Annotated in this window: 15 protein-coding genes; 3 read left to right on the forward strand and 12 right to left on the reverse strand. The window is 65.5% G+C overall.

Annotated features, from left to right (window positions below; genetic code table 11):
- Complete coding sequence (locus DMB86_RS15785) at positions 1-345, reverse strand: ATP/GTP-binding protein (protein WP_113718633.1); 345 nt, start codon at positions 343-345, stop codon at positions 1-3.
- Between the two features lie 124 nt (positions 346-469).
- Here DMB86_RS15785 and nucS point away from each other — a divergent pair, with 124 nt between their 5' ends.
- The 3 genes from nucS to DMB86_RS15800 all read left to right on the forward strand — a co-directional run bounded on the left by nucS (position 470) and on the right by DMB86_RS15800 (position 2815).
- A complete protein-coding gene (gene nucS / locus DMB86_RS15790; protein WP_113719625.1) occupies positions 470-1165 on the forward strand; it encodes an endonuclease NucS in 696 nt (231 codons plus the stop codon).
- Positions 1166-1269: 104 nt separating this feature from the next.
- Entirely contained in the window at positions 1270-2508 is a 1239-nt protein-coding gene (locus tag DMB86_RS15795; RefSeq protein ID WP_113718634.1) for an N-acetylglucosamine-6-phosphate deacetylase, read from the forward strand.
- Between the two features lie 103 nt (positions 2509-2611).
- Positions 2612-2815, forward strand: a complete 204-nt coding sequence (locus DMB86_RS15800) for a cold-shock protein (RefSeq protein WP_113718635.1) — start codon at positions 2612-2614, stop codon at positions 2813-2815.
- A 154-nt stretch (positions 2816-2969) separates the two neighbouring features.
- On the opposite strand, the gene DMB86_RS15805 is transcribed toward DMB86_RS15800, so the two are convergent.
- From DMB86_RS15805 to atpB, 11 genes are all read right to left on the reverse strand, one after another.
- Positions 2970-5693 carry a bifunctional lysylphosphatidylglycerol flippase/synthetase MprF gene (locus tag DMB86_RS15805; protein ID WP_113718636.1) on the reverse strand — a complete coding sequence of 908 codons (2724 nt, stop codon included), beginning with the start codon at positions 5691-5693 and terminating at the stop codon, positions 2970-2972.
- Positions 5690-7072 (reverse strand): alpha/beta hydrolase, encoded by a 1383-nt coding sequence (locus tag DMB86_RS15810; RefSeq protein ID WP_113718637.1) that lies wholly within the window; start codon positions 7070-7072, stop codon positions 5690-5692. The genes DMB86_RS15805 and DMB86_RS15810 overlap by 4 nt, the downstream gene beginning before the upstream one ends.
- Before the next feature lie 84 nt (positions 7073-7156).
- Positions 7157-7588: a DUF2550 domain-containing protein gene (locus tag DMB86_RS15815; RefSeq protein WP_113718638.1), complete on the reverse strand. Its 432-nt coding sequence runs from the start codon at positions 7586-7588 to the stop codon at positions 7157-7159.
- A 10-nt stretch (positions 7589-7598) separates the two neighbouring features.
- Positions 7599-7889 (reverse strand): F0F1 ATP synthase subunit epsilon, encoded by a 291-nt coding sequence (locus DMB86_RS15820; protein WP_113718639.1) that lies wholly within the window; start codon positions 7887-7889, stop codon positions 7599-7601.
- Between the two features lie 2 nt (positions 7890-7891).
- Positions 7892-9355, reverse strand: coding sequence for a F0F1 ATP synthase subunit beta (atpD, locus tag DMB86_RS15825; RefSeq protein WP_113718640.1), 1464 nt, complete (start codon positions 9353-9355; stop codon positions 7892-7894).
- A gap of 88 nt (positions 9356-9443) precedes the next feature.
- Complete coding sequence (locus tag DMB86_RS15830) at positions 9444-10337, reverse strand: F0F1 ATP synthase subunit gamma (RefSeq protein ID WP_113718641.1); 894 nt, start codon at positions 10335-10337, stop codon at positions 9444-9446.
- Between the two features lie 70 nt (positions 10338-10407).
- On the reverse strand, positions 10408-12045 hold the full coding sequence (gene atpA / locus DMB86_RS15835; RefSeq protein ID WP_113718642.1) for a F0F1 ATP synthase subunit alpha: 1638 nt from the start codon (positions 12043-12045) through the stop codon (positions 10408-10410).
- A gap of 115 nt (positions 12046-12160) precedes the next feature.
- Positions 12161-13003, reverse strand: coding sequence for a F0F1 ATP synthase subunit delta (locus tag DMB86_RS15840; protein WP_113718643.1), 843 nt, complete (start codon positions 13001-13003; stop codon positions 12161-12163).
- Positions 13003-13563: a F0F1 ATP synthase subunit B gene (locus DMB86_RS15845; RefSeq protein ID WP_113718644.1), complete on the reverse strand. Its 561-nt coding sequence runs from the start codon at positions 13561-13563 to the stop codon at positions 13003-13005. Before DMB86_RS15845 ends, DMB86_RS15840 begins: the two co-directional genes overlap by 1 nt.
- A gap of 48 nt (positions 13564-13611) precedes the next feature.
- Positions 13612-13830, reverse strand: coding sequence for an ATP synthase F0 subunit C (gene atpE / locus DMB86_RS15850; RefSeq protein ID WP_113718645.1), 219 nt, complete (start codon positions 13828-13830; stop codon positions 13612-13614).
- A gap of 76 nt (positions 13831-13906) precedes the next feature.
- Positions 13907-14701 carry a F0F1 ATP synthase subunit A gene (gene atpB, locus DMB86_RS15855; protein WP_113718646.1) on the reverse strand — a complete coding sequence of 265 codons (795 nt, stop codon included), beginning with the start codon at positions 14699-14701 and terminating at the stop codon, positions 13907-13909.
- Between the last annotated feature and the right edge of the window lie 327 nt (positions 14702-15028).

The raw sequence follows: 15028 nt of genomic DNA on the forward strand, positions 1-15028 counted from the left end.
TTATCTGTAGCGGTAGCTGCGCCCGCGCCAGCAGTTGGTGTGCCAGTGGCGGCGTTCCCGCAGGCCAGCCTCGGAGCCGAACAGGGCGTCCTCCTGCCACACCACCAGGTGGGCCACGCCGGGCTGGACAGGGTGGTTGCAGCCCGGGCAGGTGTACACCTTTTGTGCGTTCCGCGCCGTGATGGTGCGCACGGCCCATTCCCCGTCCGGGGCCGATTCCCGCTCCGGGATGCCCAGCCGGGCCCGGTCCAGGCCGTCCTCCCCGCCGCCTGCACCGTCCCTGCCGCCCGCCGTTCCGCCTGAAAAGGACGGACGACGGCGGCGCGGATGGTTTGAACGGGGCATGCCACCATTGTGCCGCACCAGTCCCGGTGGCGGCCAAACCGGCAGGCGCCCGGGCGGCCGGTTTGGCCGCCACCGGCAGGCGCCCGGGAGGCCGCCCCACACGGATGCGGCTATTGTGGAGGGCGTGCGTTTAGTGATTGCCAAGTGCTCCGTCGACTACGTCGGACGCCTCAAAGCCCATCTTCCCCTGGCCGTGCGGCTGCTGCTGGTCAAGGCCGACGGCTCCGTGCTGGTCCACTCCGACGGCGGCTCCTACAAGCCCCTGAACTGGATGAGCCCGCCTGCCACCCTGCGCACCGTGGCGGCCGCGGACTCCGCGCTGGAGGAGGGCGTGGTGGAGCAGTGGGTGGTGCAGTCCACCAAGCAGGACGACAAGCTCATCATTAACATCTACGAGCACATCCACGAGTCCAACCATCACCTCGGCACCGATCCCGGCCTGATCAAGGACGGGGTGGAGGCGGACCTGCAGCGGCTTCTGGCGGACCAGATCGAGCTGCTGGGCAGCGGATTCACCCTGGTCCGGCGGGAATACTTCACGGCGATCGGGCCGGTGGACATCCTGGCCCGGGACGCCGACGGCGCGGCCGTGGCCATTGAGCTCAAGCGCCGCGGGGACATCGACGGGGTCGAGCAGCTGACCCGCTACCTGGAACTGCTCAACCGGGACCCCCTGCTGGCTCCCGTGCGCGGCATCTTCGCCGCGCAGCAGATCAAGCCGCAGGCCCGCGTCCTCGCCGCCGACCGGGGCATTGAGTGCCTCACCCTGGACTACGACGCAATGCGCGGCGTGGACGACAGCGCCTCGAGGCTGTTTTAAACGCCGCTCCTCAGCGCCGCCTTTCCGCGCCACTCTTTGGACCCCTCCTGACATTGTCTGACGTACGGTGCCCGGCAAATGCGCGGCTGGATAGACTGGAACGCATGAGCCAAGACACCGCAGCCCCCGAGCCCGCAAAGACCTTGATCTACGGCCCCGTCGTCACCGACCGCGGCCTCGTGGAGCACGGGCTGCTCGCGGTTGACGGGGAACGCATCGCCTATGCCGGGCGCGCCGACCACTTTGACGAACCCGGCTTTGGGTCGCTGGACCCGGCCAACATCATCACACTCCCGGCAGGCCACCGCATCATCCCCGGCCTGGTGGACCTCCACAACCACGGCGGCAACGGCGGCGACTTTCCCAGCGGCGACGAGGCCTCGGCCCGCACGGCCGTGGAGTTCCTCCACCGCGCCGGAACCACCACCCTTCTGGCCAGCATGGTCACCGCGGCACCGGCGGACCTCCTGAAGGGGATCGGCGTTTACGCCAAAATGACCGCCGAAGGGCTGCTGGCAGGCATCCACTTGGAGGGTCCTTTCCTCTCCCACGCCCGCTGCGGCGCCCAGAACCCCGAGTTCCTGCTCGACCCGGATCTGGAGCTGGCGGCCGCGCTGATCGAGGCTGGCTTGGGCGCCATCGCGACCATGACCTACGCCCCGGAGCTGCCCGGCGCGGCCGACCTGGTGGACCTCCTGACTTCCTATGGCGTCACCCCGTCGGTGGGCCACACCGACTGCGACACCGCCACGGCCGCCGAGTCCCTGGCCCAGGCCCGGGAGGGCCTTGATTCCGCCGGGTTCGACGGCGTTTCCGGACGTCCCACTGTCACCCACCTTTTCAACGGGATGCCTCCCATGCATCACCGGTCGCCCGGCCCCGTGGCCGCCTGCCTGAAGGCGGCCAAGGCGGGCGACGCCGCCGTCGAGCTCGTGGCCGACAACACCCACCTGGACCCGGAAACTGTCAGCATGGTGTTCGCGCTGGTGGGCGCCCCCAACATCCTGCTGGTCACCGACTCCATGGCGGCCGCCGGCCTGGCGGACGGGCAGTACACGCTCGGTCCGTCGCCCGTCACGGTGACGGACGGCGTGGCCACCCTGGACACCACCGGATCGATTGCCGGGGGCACGGCAACCCTCCTCGACGTAGTGCGGCGCACGGTGGCCGCCGGCGTCAAGCTCACCGACGCGCTGCGCTCGGCCACGGCGGTCCCAGCCGAGGTGCTGGGACTGACGGATGAGGTCGGATCGCTGCGCCGGGGCCTGCGCGCCGATGCACTGGTGGTGGACGGCGGCCTGGAACTGCAGCGCGTCATGCGGGCCGGCGTGTGGCTCAACTAATTACTTTTCGGGTCATGAATGCCGCATTCCGTTGACCTCAATTGTGATGCATGCCATGCTAAGTGCTGTCTTGCATGGAGCAATTCATTTATGAGGAGAAACAATGGCACAGGGAACCGTCAAGTGGTTCAACGCTGAAAAGGGCTTCGGCTTTATCACCCCGGACAATGCCGAAGGGGACGTGTTCGTCCACTATTCGGAAATCCAAGGCGGCGGATTCAAAACGCTCGAAGAAAATGCACGCGTCGAATTTGAAATCGGACAAGGCACCAAGGGGCCGCAAGCCACCGGCGTGAACACGCTGTAGCAGCCCGCTGCGTCGAAAGGGCCCCGGCAAGGTTGCCGGGGCCCTTTCCATGCCCGCCCCACGTGCCGCACGATCGAAGGGCCCGCCCGGGCGCTCCATGGGCGCTTTCCGATCCGCTGGACCCTCCACGGGTCCCGCACGCCGTCATCGGCCCCTACGTCCTCCGCAGCAGCCGGGCCAGCCCGCGGACCGACACATTGGGCATGTAGGCCTCCCCCACGGCCCGGCCGATGGCCGGCAGGGACAGCGGATCCTGATAGGCCATGTAGAGCGTGCGGTGCCGCGGCTGGAAGCGCTTCTTGAAGTTTGCCAGAGACGCGAAGCCGTACACCGGCTCCAGCGTGCGGGCCAGCAGCGCCAGAATCCTCTCCATGGACGTCCCTTCCAGCGCCACCAGGGGATGCACGAACGCCGCTTCCGCTTCCGCTGGGCCGCCCGCCGCCGCCCCGCGTTCCCGCGCGGCCCCGCCCGCGGCTCCCGCAGCGTCCAGCGCGGCCCCGTCTTCCCGCGCCGCACCGTCCGCGGCTTTGGCACCGTCCAGCGGCCCACCATAAGCCGCACCGTCCGCGGCACCGCGCACCGCCGCGCCGCCCTGCGCCCCCCCGCCCTCGCGGGAGGATCCGGCCTCGCGGACGGCCGCGGCCGCCGGAACCTCCGGCGCGCTGATGGAAAGGGGTGAACCGGACAGGGAGATGTATTCCACCTGGTCACGGAAGTGCAGCACGGCCTCCGCGATCAGGAACTCCATCACGCCCTTGAAGGCATCGTCATTGCGGCGCATGAAGTCCAGCGTCCAACTGACCACCTCGCCGTGCGCGAAGACCGGCAGCCAGCTGGTGACGCCGTGGACGCGGCCGGTGGCGTCGACGGCCAGGCAGATCTGGACGTTGTCGTCCTTGAGCTCCTCCACCCCGCCCAGCGTGAAACCCAGTTCCGGCAGCGCCTGGCCGGACACCCAGTCCTCGGAAATTTCATGGATTTGGGTCCGCAGCCCGTTGCTCAGCGTGGAGTACCTGTGCCATGTGGCGGTCACCTGAAGCTTGGCAGCCTTGTTCAGGGCCGTGCGCACGTTTTGCCATTCCTTGCCCTTGAATTCCATGACGCGGACGTCCAGCAGGGTTTCAGTGGCCACCGCGGCACGGCGGAAGCCGCGGCGCCGCAACGTTTCCCAGCATTCATTCGTGAGCGAATAAAAGCACGGCGTCAAGGACTGCTCGGCGCAATAGTCGATGAAGCCGTCGACGGCGGCCGCATGGTCGTCCGGCTCCCCCAGGGGCCCGCCCACCGTCACCGCCACGCCAAAGTGCACTTGATAGGCGACCCCCGCCGTCCCGGAGGGGGTGAACCAGTACTCGTTTCCGGGCCACAGGGCCATCCAGGACAACGAGTCCCCGCCCCGGCGCACCAGTGCCGCCGCGGCAGCCCTGCCGGCGCCGGCAGGACCGGAAGTCACGCGCCGGCTCAGGAACAATCCCAGCACCAAAACCACGCTGGCAGTCCACAGCACGGCCCCGCCCATGCTGAACAGCAGCGTCGTAAAGAACCCGTGCGGATAAACCGCGGCCCCGTAGCTAAACGGGAAAGGATAGGGCAGCAGCACGCGCGGCAGGCTGGCAAGCAGCCCGATGACCCCGTACTCCCCGTATTCGTTGCCCTCGGCGTACCAGGCCGCCGAATACAGCACCACAAAGACGCCCAGCATCAGCGGCAGCAGCACAATCGCCCTCCGCCGCAGCACGGGGTTGGGGTCGATGTGGAAATGGCGGCGCCGCGAGACCAGCACGGCGGCAATGACAAACGGCACCAATACCACCGGAAGGATCTCCCACATGGAGCCATTGATGCTCAGGACGCGCCGCCCGCGCAGCAGCGGCAGCCCGAAGCCGGCAAACACCTGAAGGTAGAAGCCGCTCATGACGCCGATCACCAAATGCAGGTAGACGGCCATCCAAAGCGCCAGCCGGTTGCCCCGGCGCAACCCCTCGGCACATGCCAGGAGCAGCAGCATCGGCGCCAGCGCCAGAAGGTGCCCGCCGGGACCCCACAGGCCCATGCCGCGGCCCAGCCCCCGGCAGGCCTCCTCCAGCGGAGGGCAGGCCGCCTGCAGCTGGCCGATGCTGGGCACGGGGTTGACCACCAGGTTCCGCAGCCCGGACAGCGGCCCGACCGGGATGTGGGCAATGGCGGCCATCAGGGGCCCCACGGCAAAGACGGCCACCACGATGGCGAGGATGGTCCGAGTTTCACGGCTGGTGGGGCGTGCCACGTAGGACGGGACCCGCGCCGGGAAGACGGCGGCGCCCAGCAGCAGTCCAACCACCGCGCCGATCAGGATGAACAGGTTTTGGGCATGCCCCACATAGAGGGTGAGCATCAGGGCAATGGCCAGCGTGAGGGAGCGCATCCGGCGCCGCCACATCACGCTGACCAGCCGGCTGGCGGCCATCAAAGTCCCGGCCGCCGCCGCGAACGGCCCCATGAGCGTCGCCTCGCGCATTCCGGCCAGCCACTCGACGCCGAGAGCCCCACCGAACTGCACGACACCGGTGAACACCACGGCCGCGGCCAGCTGGCAGGAGACGAACAATGCGGCCGTCCGCGCCGTGCCGACTGTTATCTCCGCCAGCCCCAGGACACCTGCCAGCACGGCAAGGGCGGCCAGGAGTCCCAGCACGCCGGGCGTCAGAAACACGGTCGTGGCAAAGGACCACCATTGACCGGTAACCAGGTCCGTTGACTGCAGCCCGGCCGATCCCGCCGCACCTCGCGGGAGCGGGTGCCGGAAGTCCCGCGTGGCAAACATCACCACCACGGTCACCACCATGACGGCCAGGGTGAACGGCGTGCGCCGCACCCAGTCCGTGAGCGCTGAGGTCATTGCAGGCCCAGCCGGGCACCCATGAAGCTGAAGGCTGACGGCAGGGCCTCTGTCACCATGATCCAGGAGTGGCCGCCCGGAAACGTGGTGCGCACCACTTTCATGCCTGCCTTGCGGCCGGCGGCCTCCAGCATCTTCGCATTGTGCGTGTAGACAGCGTCCTGGGCGCCCGAGGCAAACCACCCGTGAATGTCCGGGTAGCTGCGCCGCGCCAGCAGGGTCATCGGCAGCACGGCGTCAAATGCGGCCGCATTGCCGTGAAAGGCACGTTGGATGGTCACTGTGCGGCTGGCCGTCAGCGCAGGCTCCTCTTCGGCGGAGATGGACGCAAAGGTCCTGTAAACGTTCGGGTGCCGGGTGACCATCTGCATGGCGCAGGTCCCGCCATAGGAGAACCCTGCCACTGCCCAGTGTTCGTGGTTGATGTCCACGTTAAGGGTCCCGGTGATCCACCGCGGCACGTCGACGGCCATGTAGGTGTCCACCCGGCCCAGCGCGGAGTTCATGCACATGGTGTTGGCTTCCTGGCTGCCGTTGGCATCCGGCATGACCACCACCGGCGCCAAACCGTGGTGGGCCTTGGCGTAGGCCGCCATGGTCTGGCCGAGGTGGCCGGACACGAGCCAGTTTTGCGGGGATCCGGGCTGGCCGGTGACCAGCACCACCACCGGCAGGACCGGGGGGTGCGGGGTGAAGTAGGCCGGCGGGAGGTACACCACGGCAGGCCTCGCGTGGAAGCCCGACACCTTGCCGGGGATGCTGACCTGGCGGAATTCGCCGGCGCCCGGCATCCGCTTCGGCGCGACCCAACCGTCCTTGACGGGCAGGAGCCGGAAACGGTCCGTGGCCTTCTTTTGCAGGAAGTGCGGAATGCCCTGGGCTAGGGCCGGGTCACCGTGGATGAGGCTGCCGACCGTCGGGTATTCGCCAAAATAGACATTGACCTGCAGCGCGCTGACGGCCACGACGACGACGGCGGCGGCCACCGCGAGCATCGCCCGGGGGACACTAGTGCGCCCCGTCCCCGGGCGCACCCCGTGGCGCCGCTGCCCCCGCGCGGAGCCGCGGCGAAGGAGGCCGCCCAAGCCAAGGAACGCCGTCGCCAGTCCCAGGACAAGTCCCCAAATGCCGAAGCCGACGCAGGCAATGACGGTGGGGGGAAGGTCCTCAGGCCACCAGTACCAGACGTGGATGACGGCCCAGCCGGCCAGCATGGCCAAGGCCGCCGAGGCCGCCCCGGCTGACGCGCAGAACACCCACCAGCGGCGGGAACGCCGGATCAGGAGGAACGTCAGTGCCGCCGCGCCCAGCCCCAGGGCCGCCGCGGGAAGGAACCCCGAAGCCAGGCTCAACCCGTAAAACCACGCCGAAACATGCACCGCTTGCCCTCTTCCGCCAGTCCCGCCTATTCGTTCGGGCAACAATGGTGATGTTAGCGTCAAATGCTGGGAGTGTGCTGAAGCTTATCTCCACGTTCCGATGCCCACCACGGGCCCGGCTTCAAGCCACGAGGACAACCCGGCGTAGGCGCCGAACTTCATCGCCAGCAGCACTTCCTCGCCCTTGTAGGACAGCTTGACAATGACGACGTCGGGCGGCACCCGGGTCCGTTCGGCCTCGGTGGGCTGGCGGCGGCCCACCAACTCGATCGAGCTGCGCACCATCTTCCGGTGCGGAAGCGGGCTTAACGAAAGGAGCCGGAACCACTCAAGGTCCGACTCCTGATAACGGCAAACCCCCATCTGCCAGCGGTTCCCGCTGACGCAGATGGAGGCGTCCACCGTGCCCAGGGCGCGCCGCAGTTGAAAGCGGCGCACCCCAAACAGGCACAGTGTAATAACGACCAGCAGGAATATCGCTGCCAGGACGATGAACGGGATGCCGGGTTCGTTCATCAATTGCTTGCTATCGGATCCCTGCGTCTGACGCCGCGCCGTCTTGCAACTGCGCGTTGTCTGCAACGATCACCACCCGGTCCTTGTCAACCGAGAAGAAGCCGCCGTCCACGGATACCGCCAGGCGGGCGCCGTTGACGGGCTCAATGGCCAGCTCGCCCTCTGCCAAAATTGCCAGCAGGGGCGAATGGCCCGGAAGGATGCCGATCTCGCCGTCGGACGTGCGCGCCTTGACCATCTTCGCCGCGCCGGCCCACACGTGGTGGTCCGCCGCGACGATTTCAACTTCCAGTTCGGCCATGGTTACTTGGTCGATCCGGTGGACGCCTGGATGCTGGCCCACTGGCGTTCGACGTCGGTCATGTCACCGACGTTGAAGAACGCCTGCTCGGCAATGTGGTCGACGTCCCCGTCGCAGATCGCCGTGAAGCCCTCAATGGTGTCCTTGATGGAAACCGTGGAGCCTTCGACGCCGGTGAACTGCTTGGCGGTGTAGGTGTTCTGCGAGAGGAACTGCTGGATGCGGCGGGCGCGTGCCACCACGATCTTGTCCTCTTCGGAGAGCTCGTCAACACCAAGGATGGCGATGATGTCCTGGAGTTCCTTGTTCTTCTGCAGGATCTGCTTCACGCGCACTGCGGTGTCATAGTGCGCCTGGCCGATGTACTGCGGGTCGAGGATGCGCGACGTGGACGACAGCGGATCGACGGCCGGGTACAGGCCACGGGAGGCAATTTCACGGGACAGCTCGGTGGTGGCATCCAGGTGGGCGAACGTCGTTGCCGGGGCCGGGTCGGTGTAGTCGTCAGCAGGGACGTAGATGGCCTGCATGGACGTGATCGAGTGGCCCTTGGTCGAGGTGATGCGCTCCTGCAGGAGGCCCATCTCGTCGGCAAGGTTGGGCTGGTAGCCCACGGCGGAGGGCATGCGGCCCAGCAGCGTGGAAACTTCGGAACCGGCCTGGGTGAAGCGGAAGATGTTGTCGATGAAGAGCAGCACGTCCTGGTTCTGGACATCGCGGAAGTACTCCGCCATGGTCAGCGCGGACAGTGCTACGCGAAGGCGCGTTCCCGGCGGCTCGTCCATCTGGCCGAACACCAAGGCAGTGTCCTTCAGGACACCGGCTTCTTCCATTTCAACCCAGAGGTCGTTGCCTTCACGGGTGCGCTCGCCAACACCGGCGAACACGGAGGTGCCGCCGAAGTTGCGGGCAACGCGGGTGATCATTTCCTGGATCAGCACGGTCTTGCCAACGCCGGCGCCGCCGAACAGGCCGATCTTTCCACCCTGGATGTAAGGGGTGAGAAGGTCGATGACCTTGATGCCGGTCTCGAGCATTTGCGTGGAGCCCTCGAGGGTGGCGAAGGCGGGGGCCTTGCGGTGGATCGGCCAGCGTTCCGTGGTGGTCAGCTCCGACTCTTCAATGTCCAGGGGCTGGCCCAGAACGTTGAAGATGTGCCCCTTGACGCCGTCGCCAACAGGGACGGAGATCGGGGCGCCGGTGTCCCGCACTGACGTGCCGCGGACAAGTCCGTCGGTGGCCTGCAGGGAGATGGCACGGACCAGGTTGTCACCGAGGTGCAACGCGGTTTCAAACGTAATGGTGCGCGTCTCGCCGGCGAGCGTGAGCTCGGCTTCGAGCGCGTTGTAGATGCCGGGGATGGAGCCCGCGGGGAATTCTACGTCAACGACGGGGCCAATGACGCGGGCAATGCGTCCAACGGCACCAGCCTTGGCGGCTACCTGCTCTGTAGTAGTGGCAGTCATCTCTCTCACTTCAATCAGTAGATGGCGTGGGGTTAAGTCTATCGGTGTCAGGAACGGTGCCGGCCGGGGCCGGCGCCTTGGCTGTGGCCTAGGACGCGCTCAGCGCGTCGGCGCCGGCCACGATCTCGGACAGTTCCTGGGTGATCTCGGCCTGGCGGGCCGTGTTGCGCAGTCGCGTGTACTTCTTGATCAAGTCCGTGGCGTTGTCCCCCGCGGACTTCATGGCCCGTTGGCGTGCCGCAAGTTCACTTGCGGCGGCCTGGAGGAGTGCGTTGAAGATACGTGATTCGATGTACCGCGGAAGCAGTGTGTCAAGCACCTGTGCCGGTTCGGGCTCGAATTCGTACAGCGGAAGGAGATCGGACTCGCTCGTCGCCTGCTCTTCAACCACTTCAAGCGGCAGAAGCCTGACAACCTGCGGCACCTGCACGACCATCGACTGGAAGCGGGTGGACACGATGTGGATTTCATCCACGCCGCCCTTTTCGTAGTCCGTGCCAAACGCCTCAAGGACTGCCTGGGCAATTTCCCTGGCGGTGCCAAACTCGGGGGCATCCGTGCCTCCGGTCCAAACACGCGCATAGCTGCGGTCACGGAAATCGAAGTACGCCTGTGCCTTGCGGCCGACCAGGAAGTAGGAAACTTCCTTGCCTTCCGAACCGAGCAGCCCGGCGAGCTGTTCGGCCTGCTTGAGGACGCTGGCGGAGTAGGAACCCGCAAGGCCTCGGTCGGAGGCAACAATGACCACGGCTGCCCGGCGGACCTGCTCCGGTGTGGTCACCAACGGGTGGTCGATGACACTCTGCGATGCCACGGCAGAAACGGCACGGGTAATGGCGTTCGAGTAGGGCAAGGACGCCGCCACACGGGTGCGCGCCTTACCAATGCGCGAGGTGGCGATCAGTTCCATCGCCTTGAAGATCTTGCGCATCGAGGTCGTCGATGCAATCTTCTGGCGGTAGACCCGGATCTGGGCTCCCATACTTTTCCTTTCCTAAATTCCCGGTTGGCCTGGCGGGGAAGGTGCCCCGCCAGGACCAACAGACGTAAAGTCAGCGCTTCTGCTTGACGATCTTCTCTTGGTCGACGTCGGAACCGGCCAGGGCGTCGTGCTCCTCGTGTCCGGCACCGACCAGCTGGTCGCCGCCGGCACCGAAGAAGCCGGCCTTGAAGTCCGTGATGGCTGTCTTGAGCGCATCGACGGTCTCGTCGGCCATGACATTGGTCTGGGCGAGCGTGGTCAGGATGGACGTGGTGTGGCGCAGGTGCTCCAGGAATTCCTTCTCGAACCGCGTGACGTCGTGGACCGGGATATCATCCAGATAGCCGTTGGTGCCGGCCCAGATGGAGACGACCTGGTCTTCCACCGGGAACGGTGCGTACTGGCCCTGCTTGAGCAGTTCCATCAGGCGCGCACCGCGGGTCAGCTGCTGCTTGGAGGCGGCGTCCAGGTCCGAGGCAAACATGGCAAATGCCTGCATGTCGCGGTACTGGGCCAGTTCCAGCTTCAACGTACCGGAAACCTTCTTCATCGACTTCACCTGTGCAGCACCGCCGACGCGGGAGACCGATACACCGACATCCACGGCGGGGCGCTGGTTGGCGTTGAAGAGGTCAGACTGCAGGAAGATCTGGCCATCGGTGATGGATATCACGTTGGTCGGGATGTAGGCGGAGACGTCGTTCGCCTTGGTTTCGATGATCGGCAGGCCGGTCATCGACCCGGCACCGAGCTCGTCAGAGAGCTTGGCACAACGCTCCAGCAGGCGGGAGTGCAGGTAGAACACGTCACCCGGGTAGGCCTCGCGTCCCGGCGGGCGCCGCAGCAGCAGGGACACGGCACGGTAGGCTTCCGCCTGCTTGGACAGGTCGTCAAAGACCACCAGCACGTGCTTGCCCTGGTACATCCAGTGCTGGCCGATGGCCGAACCGGCGTACGGGGCCAAGTACTTGAAGCCTGCGGGGTCGGAGGCCGGGGACGCCACGATGGTGGTGTACTCAAGTGCGCCGTGGTCTTCCAGTGTCTGGCGGACGGCGGCGATGGTCGACGCCTTCTGGCCGATGGCAACGTACACGCAGCGGACCTGCTTGTTCGTGTCGTTGGTGGCCCAGTTGGCCTTCTGGTTGATGATCGTGTCAACGGCCAGGGCGGTCTTGCCCGTCTGGCGGTCACCGATGATCAGCTGACGCTGGCCACGGCCGATCGGGATCATTGCGTCGATGGCCTTCAGGCCGGTCTGCATGGGCTCGTGGACGCTCTTGCGCTCGGTCACGCCGGGCGCCTGGAGTTCCAGGGCGCGGGTGGTCTCGGCCACGATCTCGCCCAGGTCGTCGATGGGTGCGCCCAGGGGGTCGACCACGCGGCCCAGGAAGGCGTCGCCCACAGGGACGGACAGGATTTCACCGGTGCGGTGGACTTCCTGGCCTTCTTCAATGCCGGTGAAGTCGCCGAGGACGATGACACCGATCTCGCGGACGTCGAGGTTCTGGGCCAGGCCCAGCGTGCCGTCTTCGAAGCGAAGCAGCTCGTTGGCCATGACGGAGGGAAGTCCCTCCACACGGGCAATGCCATCGCCGGCCGTGGTAACCCGGCCAACCTCAACGCGTTCGGCGTTGCCCGGTTCGTAGGACGCCGCGAAGTCATTCAACGCAATACGGACGTCGTCGGCGTTGATGGTCAATTCGGCCATCTGCAGTCCCTGCTCTCCTATTTCGCGATCACCGCAAGTCTGCGGTGACCTAGCTTTCGCACCATTCCCGTCCTGGTGGGCGGGCGGTTTGGTTTCTTACTATTTGTGCCTGCGGCTATCCAGCCAGCTGGCGGCGCAGTTCGCCCAAGCGGGCCATGACGGAGGCATCCACTACCTCGTCACCAACCTGGACGCGAACCCCGCCGATGAGTGCCGGGTCAACGCGGACGTTGACGTTCAGCTCACGGCCGTAAAGGGAGTTGAGTCCGCGCTGCAGCCGGTCCAGCTGCGCGGTGTCCATCGGACGGCTCACGGTGACGTTGGCTATCCAGCGCTGCTGGCGTGCCGCCGCCAAGTTGGCGAACCGTTCAATGAGCTTGACGGCCTTCAGGCCGCGCGGGTTGACCACTGCCTGGCGGATCAGCACCTGGGATTCCTGGCTCGCGCCGGGAACCAATTTCAGGGCCAGGTCCGCCTTTGCAGACTCGCTTGCCTGCTGCTCCACCAAGGCGTGCTGCACCTCGTGGCTGGATTCAACGGCCTGGTTGAAGGAGAACAGCTCGTTCTCCAACGTTGTCAGGGCACTCAGGCCGGAAACGGAGTGGCCGGAGCTGACGGACGAGCTCCGATTTTCTGCAACGGCAATGACCACAGTTGCGGCCAAGGTCTCGAGTGCATCGCCGAGGTCACGTGCATCGCTCCAGCGCGCTGCAGCCAGGCGCCCAACGATCGTCTCCGCCTCGGCGGAGACCTTGCCCTTGAGCAGTGCGGTGACCAGCGCCGACTTTTCAGCACCCGTGCGGGACGGGTCAGTGAGCGACCGGCGCAGGCCGGCCGAGCTGTCCAGAATCGCCAGGATGGAAAAAAGTTCCTGGGCCAAGGACAGCGACGCCGTCGGAAGCGTCGGTTCCAGCTGGCCCAATGCTGTGCTCAGCGATTCGCTCGATACGCCTGCCATTACTTCGTTGCACCTTCGCTCTGCTTTTCCAGGTCAGCCAGGAAGCGGTCGACCACGCGGCTGGCACGGGCGTCGTCGTCGAGTGACTCGCCCACAATGCGTCCTGCCAGCGTAGTGGCCAGCGAGCCGACCTCGGAGCGGAGCGAGACAACAGCGGCCTGCCGCTCGGCGGCGATCGCCGTCTGTGCCTGTTCCGTGATGCGGGCAGACTCGGAGGCAGCCTTTTCCTTCAGGTCCGCCAGGATCTGGGCACCTTCGGCGCGGGCTTCCTCACGGATGCGGTTTGCCTCCGTACGGGCGTCGACCAGCTGCTGCTTGTACTCGTCGAGTGCAGCGGAGGCTTCCGCCTGCGCCTTCTCGGCCTTCGCAATTCCGCCTTCAATGGCTTCGGTGCGGTCCGCATAGGTCTTCTCAAACATCGGGACAACGAACTTGACCACGATGAACATGAGAATGGCGAAGCCGACAGCCACAACCAGCAATTCAGACCAGTTGACGGACAGAGGGCTGGGCGCAGCATCCGCCGCGTTGGCGGAGGCTAAAACCATGAGGTTATTCATATTTCACCCGTCCTTTTCTACTCGTATGTTGAAGGATCGCAGTTCTCTTTACTTGAGAACGAACGCAAACACGAGGCCAAGGATGGCGAGGGCTTCGGTCAGGGCCAGGCCCAGGAACGCGAGGGGCTGGAGAACACGCTGGGCCTCCGGCTGGCGTGCAACGCCGTTGATGTAGGCGGCGAAGACCAGGCCGACGCCGATGGCTCCACCAATCGCGGACAGACCGTAACCGATGAGGTTCAGCGAGCCGTTGATATTTCCCGTCATTGTGTTTCCTTTCAAGATGCCCGTAGGCAGGTTGTTTGGTTCAAGTTATCCCCCGCGGGGAATTCTTTTGGTGCGGTCAGTGGCTGTCCGCGTGGACAGCGCCTTCAATGTAGATTGCGGTCAGCAGGACAAAGACGTAGGCCTGCAGGACCATGATCAACGCTTCGAGCATGTACATGGCCGTTGCTCCGGCCAGTACCAGGATTGAGGTTCCCTTCAGCAGCCAGCTTTCCTGGGCGATCAGGAACTCGATGCCGGAGCCCGCGATCAGGACGATCAGGTGGCCGGCCAGCATCGTGGCGAAGAGACGGAGGCTGTGCGTCATGGGGCGGACGACGAAGTTCGAGATGATCTCGATCGGCACCACGAGCGGCAGGATGTACCACGGCACGCCGGAGGGCACCACTGCCAGCTTGAAGTACCGCAGGCCGTTTTCCTTCAGGCCCACGCCGATCCAGATCACATAGACCAGCAGTGCCAGGAAATAGGCGCCGGTCACATGCGAGAAGCTGGGGAGCTGGATCCACGGGATGGTGCCGTAGAGGTTGTTCAGCAGGATGAAGAAGAACAACGAGAACAGCAGCGGCACGTATTTCTTGAAGTCCTTGGCCCCGATGACGTCCTTGCCAACGGAGTTGCGCACAAATCCATATGCCATTTCGCCGGCAAACTGCAGCCTGCCCGGAACCAGCTGGCCCTTTCGGGCGGCCGCTACGAAGAACCAGGCGATGATCACGACGGAAAGCAGCACCAGCGCCATCTGCTTGGTGAATTCAAAACCGCCGATGGTGAAAAACGGGGCCAGATGGCTGGTGACGCTGGGCGGGGTGAAGCTTCCACCATCTTGGGCGGGGAGCGTAAGCGCGATCAACGCGTTTCCTCTCTGCAGAGTCCATAATTGGGCTGGTTTTCGGGAACTGGGGCGGAAAACGCCCCGATGCCCCCAACGTTATTGAAAAGGTGTGGTGTCACGGATGCTCAGTCCCATTGCCGTCGGGCGCGGATGGCCGTTCATCCGCACGCTTGGACCGTGTTATTCCGAAGCGACGTGCAAAGGACAAGTAGAAACCGCCGGTGAGACCTGCGAATGCCCCGGCCAGAACTATCCAGTGTGTTCCGAGCAAAATATCCAGAACCCAGCCTATCAAACTCCAGACGACAATTCCGCCAATAATGTAGCTAAAGACGATCATCCCGG

The sequence above is a fragment of the Arthrobacter dokdonellae genome (genome assembly GCF_003268655.1).
Taxonomy (GTDB): Bacteria; Actinomycetota; Actinomycetes; order Actinomycetales; family Micrococcaceae; genus Specibacter; species Specibacter dokdonellae.

What these genes read in the sequence shown, in the direction of transcription:
- DMB86_RS15785 (WP_113718633.1), bottom strand. Translation starts at nt 345, where the DNA reads ATGCCCCGTTCAAACCATCCGCGCCGCCGTCGTCCGTCCTTTTCAGGC.
- DMB86_RS15795 (WP_113718634.1), top strand. Translation starts at nt 1,270, where the DNA reads ATGAGCCAAGACACCGCAGCCCCCGAGCCCGCAAAGACCTTGATCTAC.
- DMB86_RS15800 (WP_113718635.1), top strand. Translation starts at nt 2,612, where the DNA reads ATGGCACAGGGAACCGTCAAGTGGTTCAACGCTGAAAAGGGCTTCGGC.
- DMB86_RS15805 (WP_113718636.1), bottom strand. Translation starts at nt 5,693, where the DNA reads ATGACCTCAGCGCTCACGGACTGGGTGCGGCGCACGCCGTTCACCCTG.
- DMB86_RS15815 (WP_113718638.1), bottom strand. Translation starts at nt 7,588, where the DNA reads ATGAACGAACCCGGCATCCCGTTCATCGTCCTGGCAGCGATATTCCTG.
- DMB86_RS15820 (WP_113718639.1), bottom strand. Translation starts at nt 7,889, where the DNA reads ATGGCCGAACTGGAAGTTGAAATCGTCGCGGCGGACCACCACGTGTGG.
- atpD (WP_113718640.1), bottom strand. Translation starts at nt 9,355, where the DNA reads ATGACTGCCACTACTACAGAGCAGGTAGCCGCCAAGGCTGGTGCCGTT.
- DMB86_RS15830 (WP_113718641.1), bottom strand. Translation starts at nt 10,337, where the DNA reads ATGGGAGCCCAGATCCGGGTCTACCGCCAGAAGATTGCATCGACGACC.
- atpA (WP_113718642.1), bottom strand. Translation starts at nt 12,045, where the DNA reads ATGGCCGAATTGACCATCAACGCCGACGACGTCCGTATTGCGTTGAAT.
- DMB86_RS15840 (WP_113718643.1), bottom strand. Translation starts at nt 13,003, where the DNA reads ATGGCAGGCGTATCGAGCGAATCGCTGAGCACAGCATTGGGCCAGCTG.
- DMB86_RS15845 (WP_113718644.1), bottom strand. Translation starts at nt 13,563, where the DNA reads ATGAATAACCTCATGGTTTTAGCCTCCGCCAACGCGGCGGATGCTGCG.
- atpE (WP_113718645.1), bottom strand. Translation starts at nt 13,830, where the DNA reads ATGACGGGAAATATCAACGGCTCGCTGAACCTCATCGGTTACGGTCTG.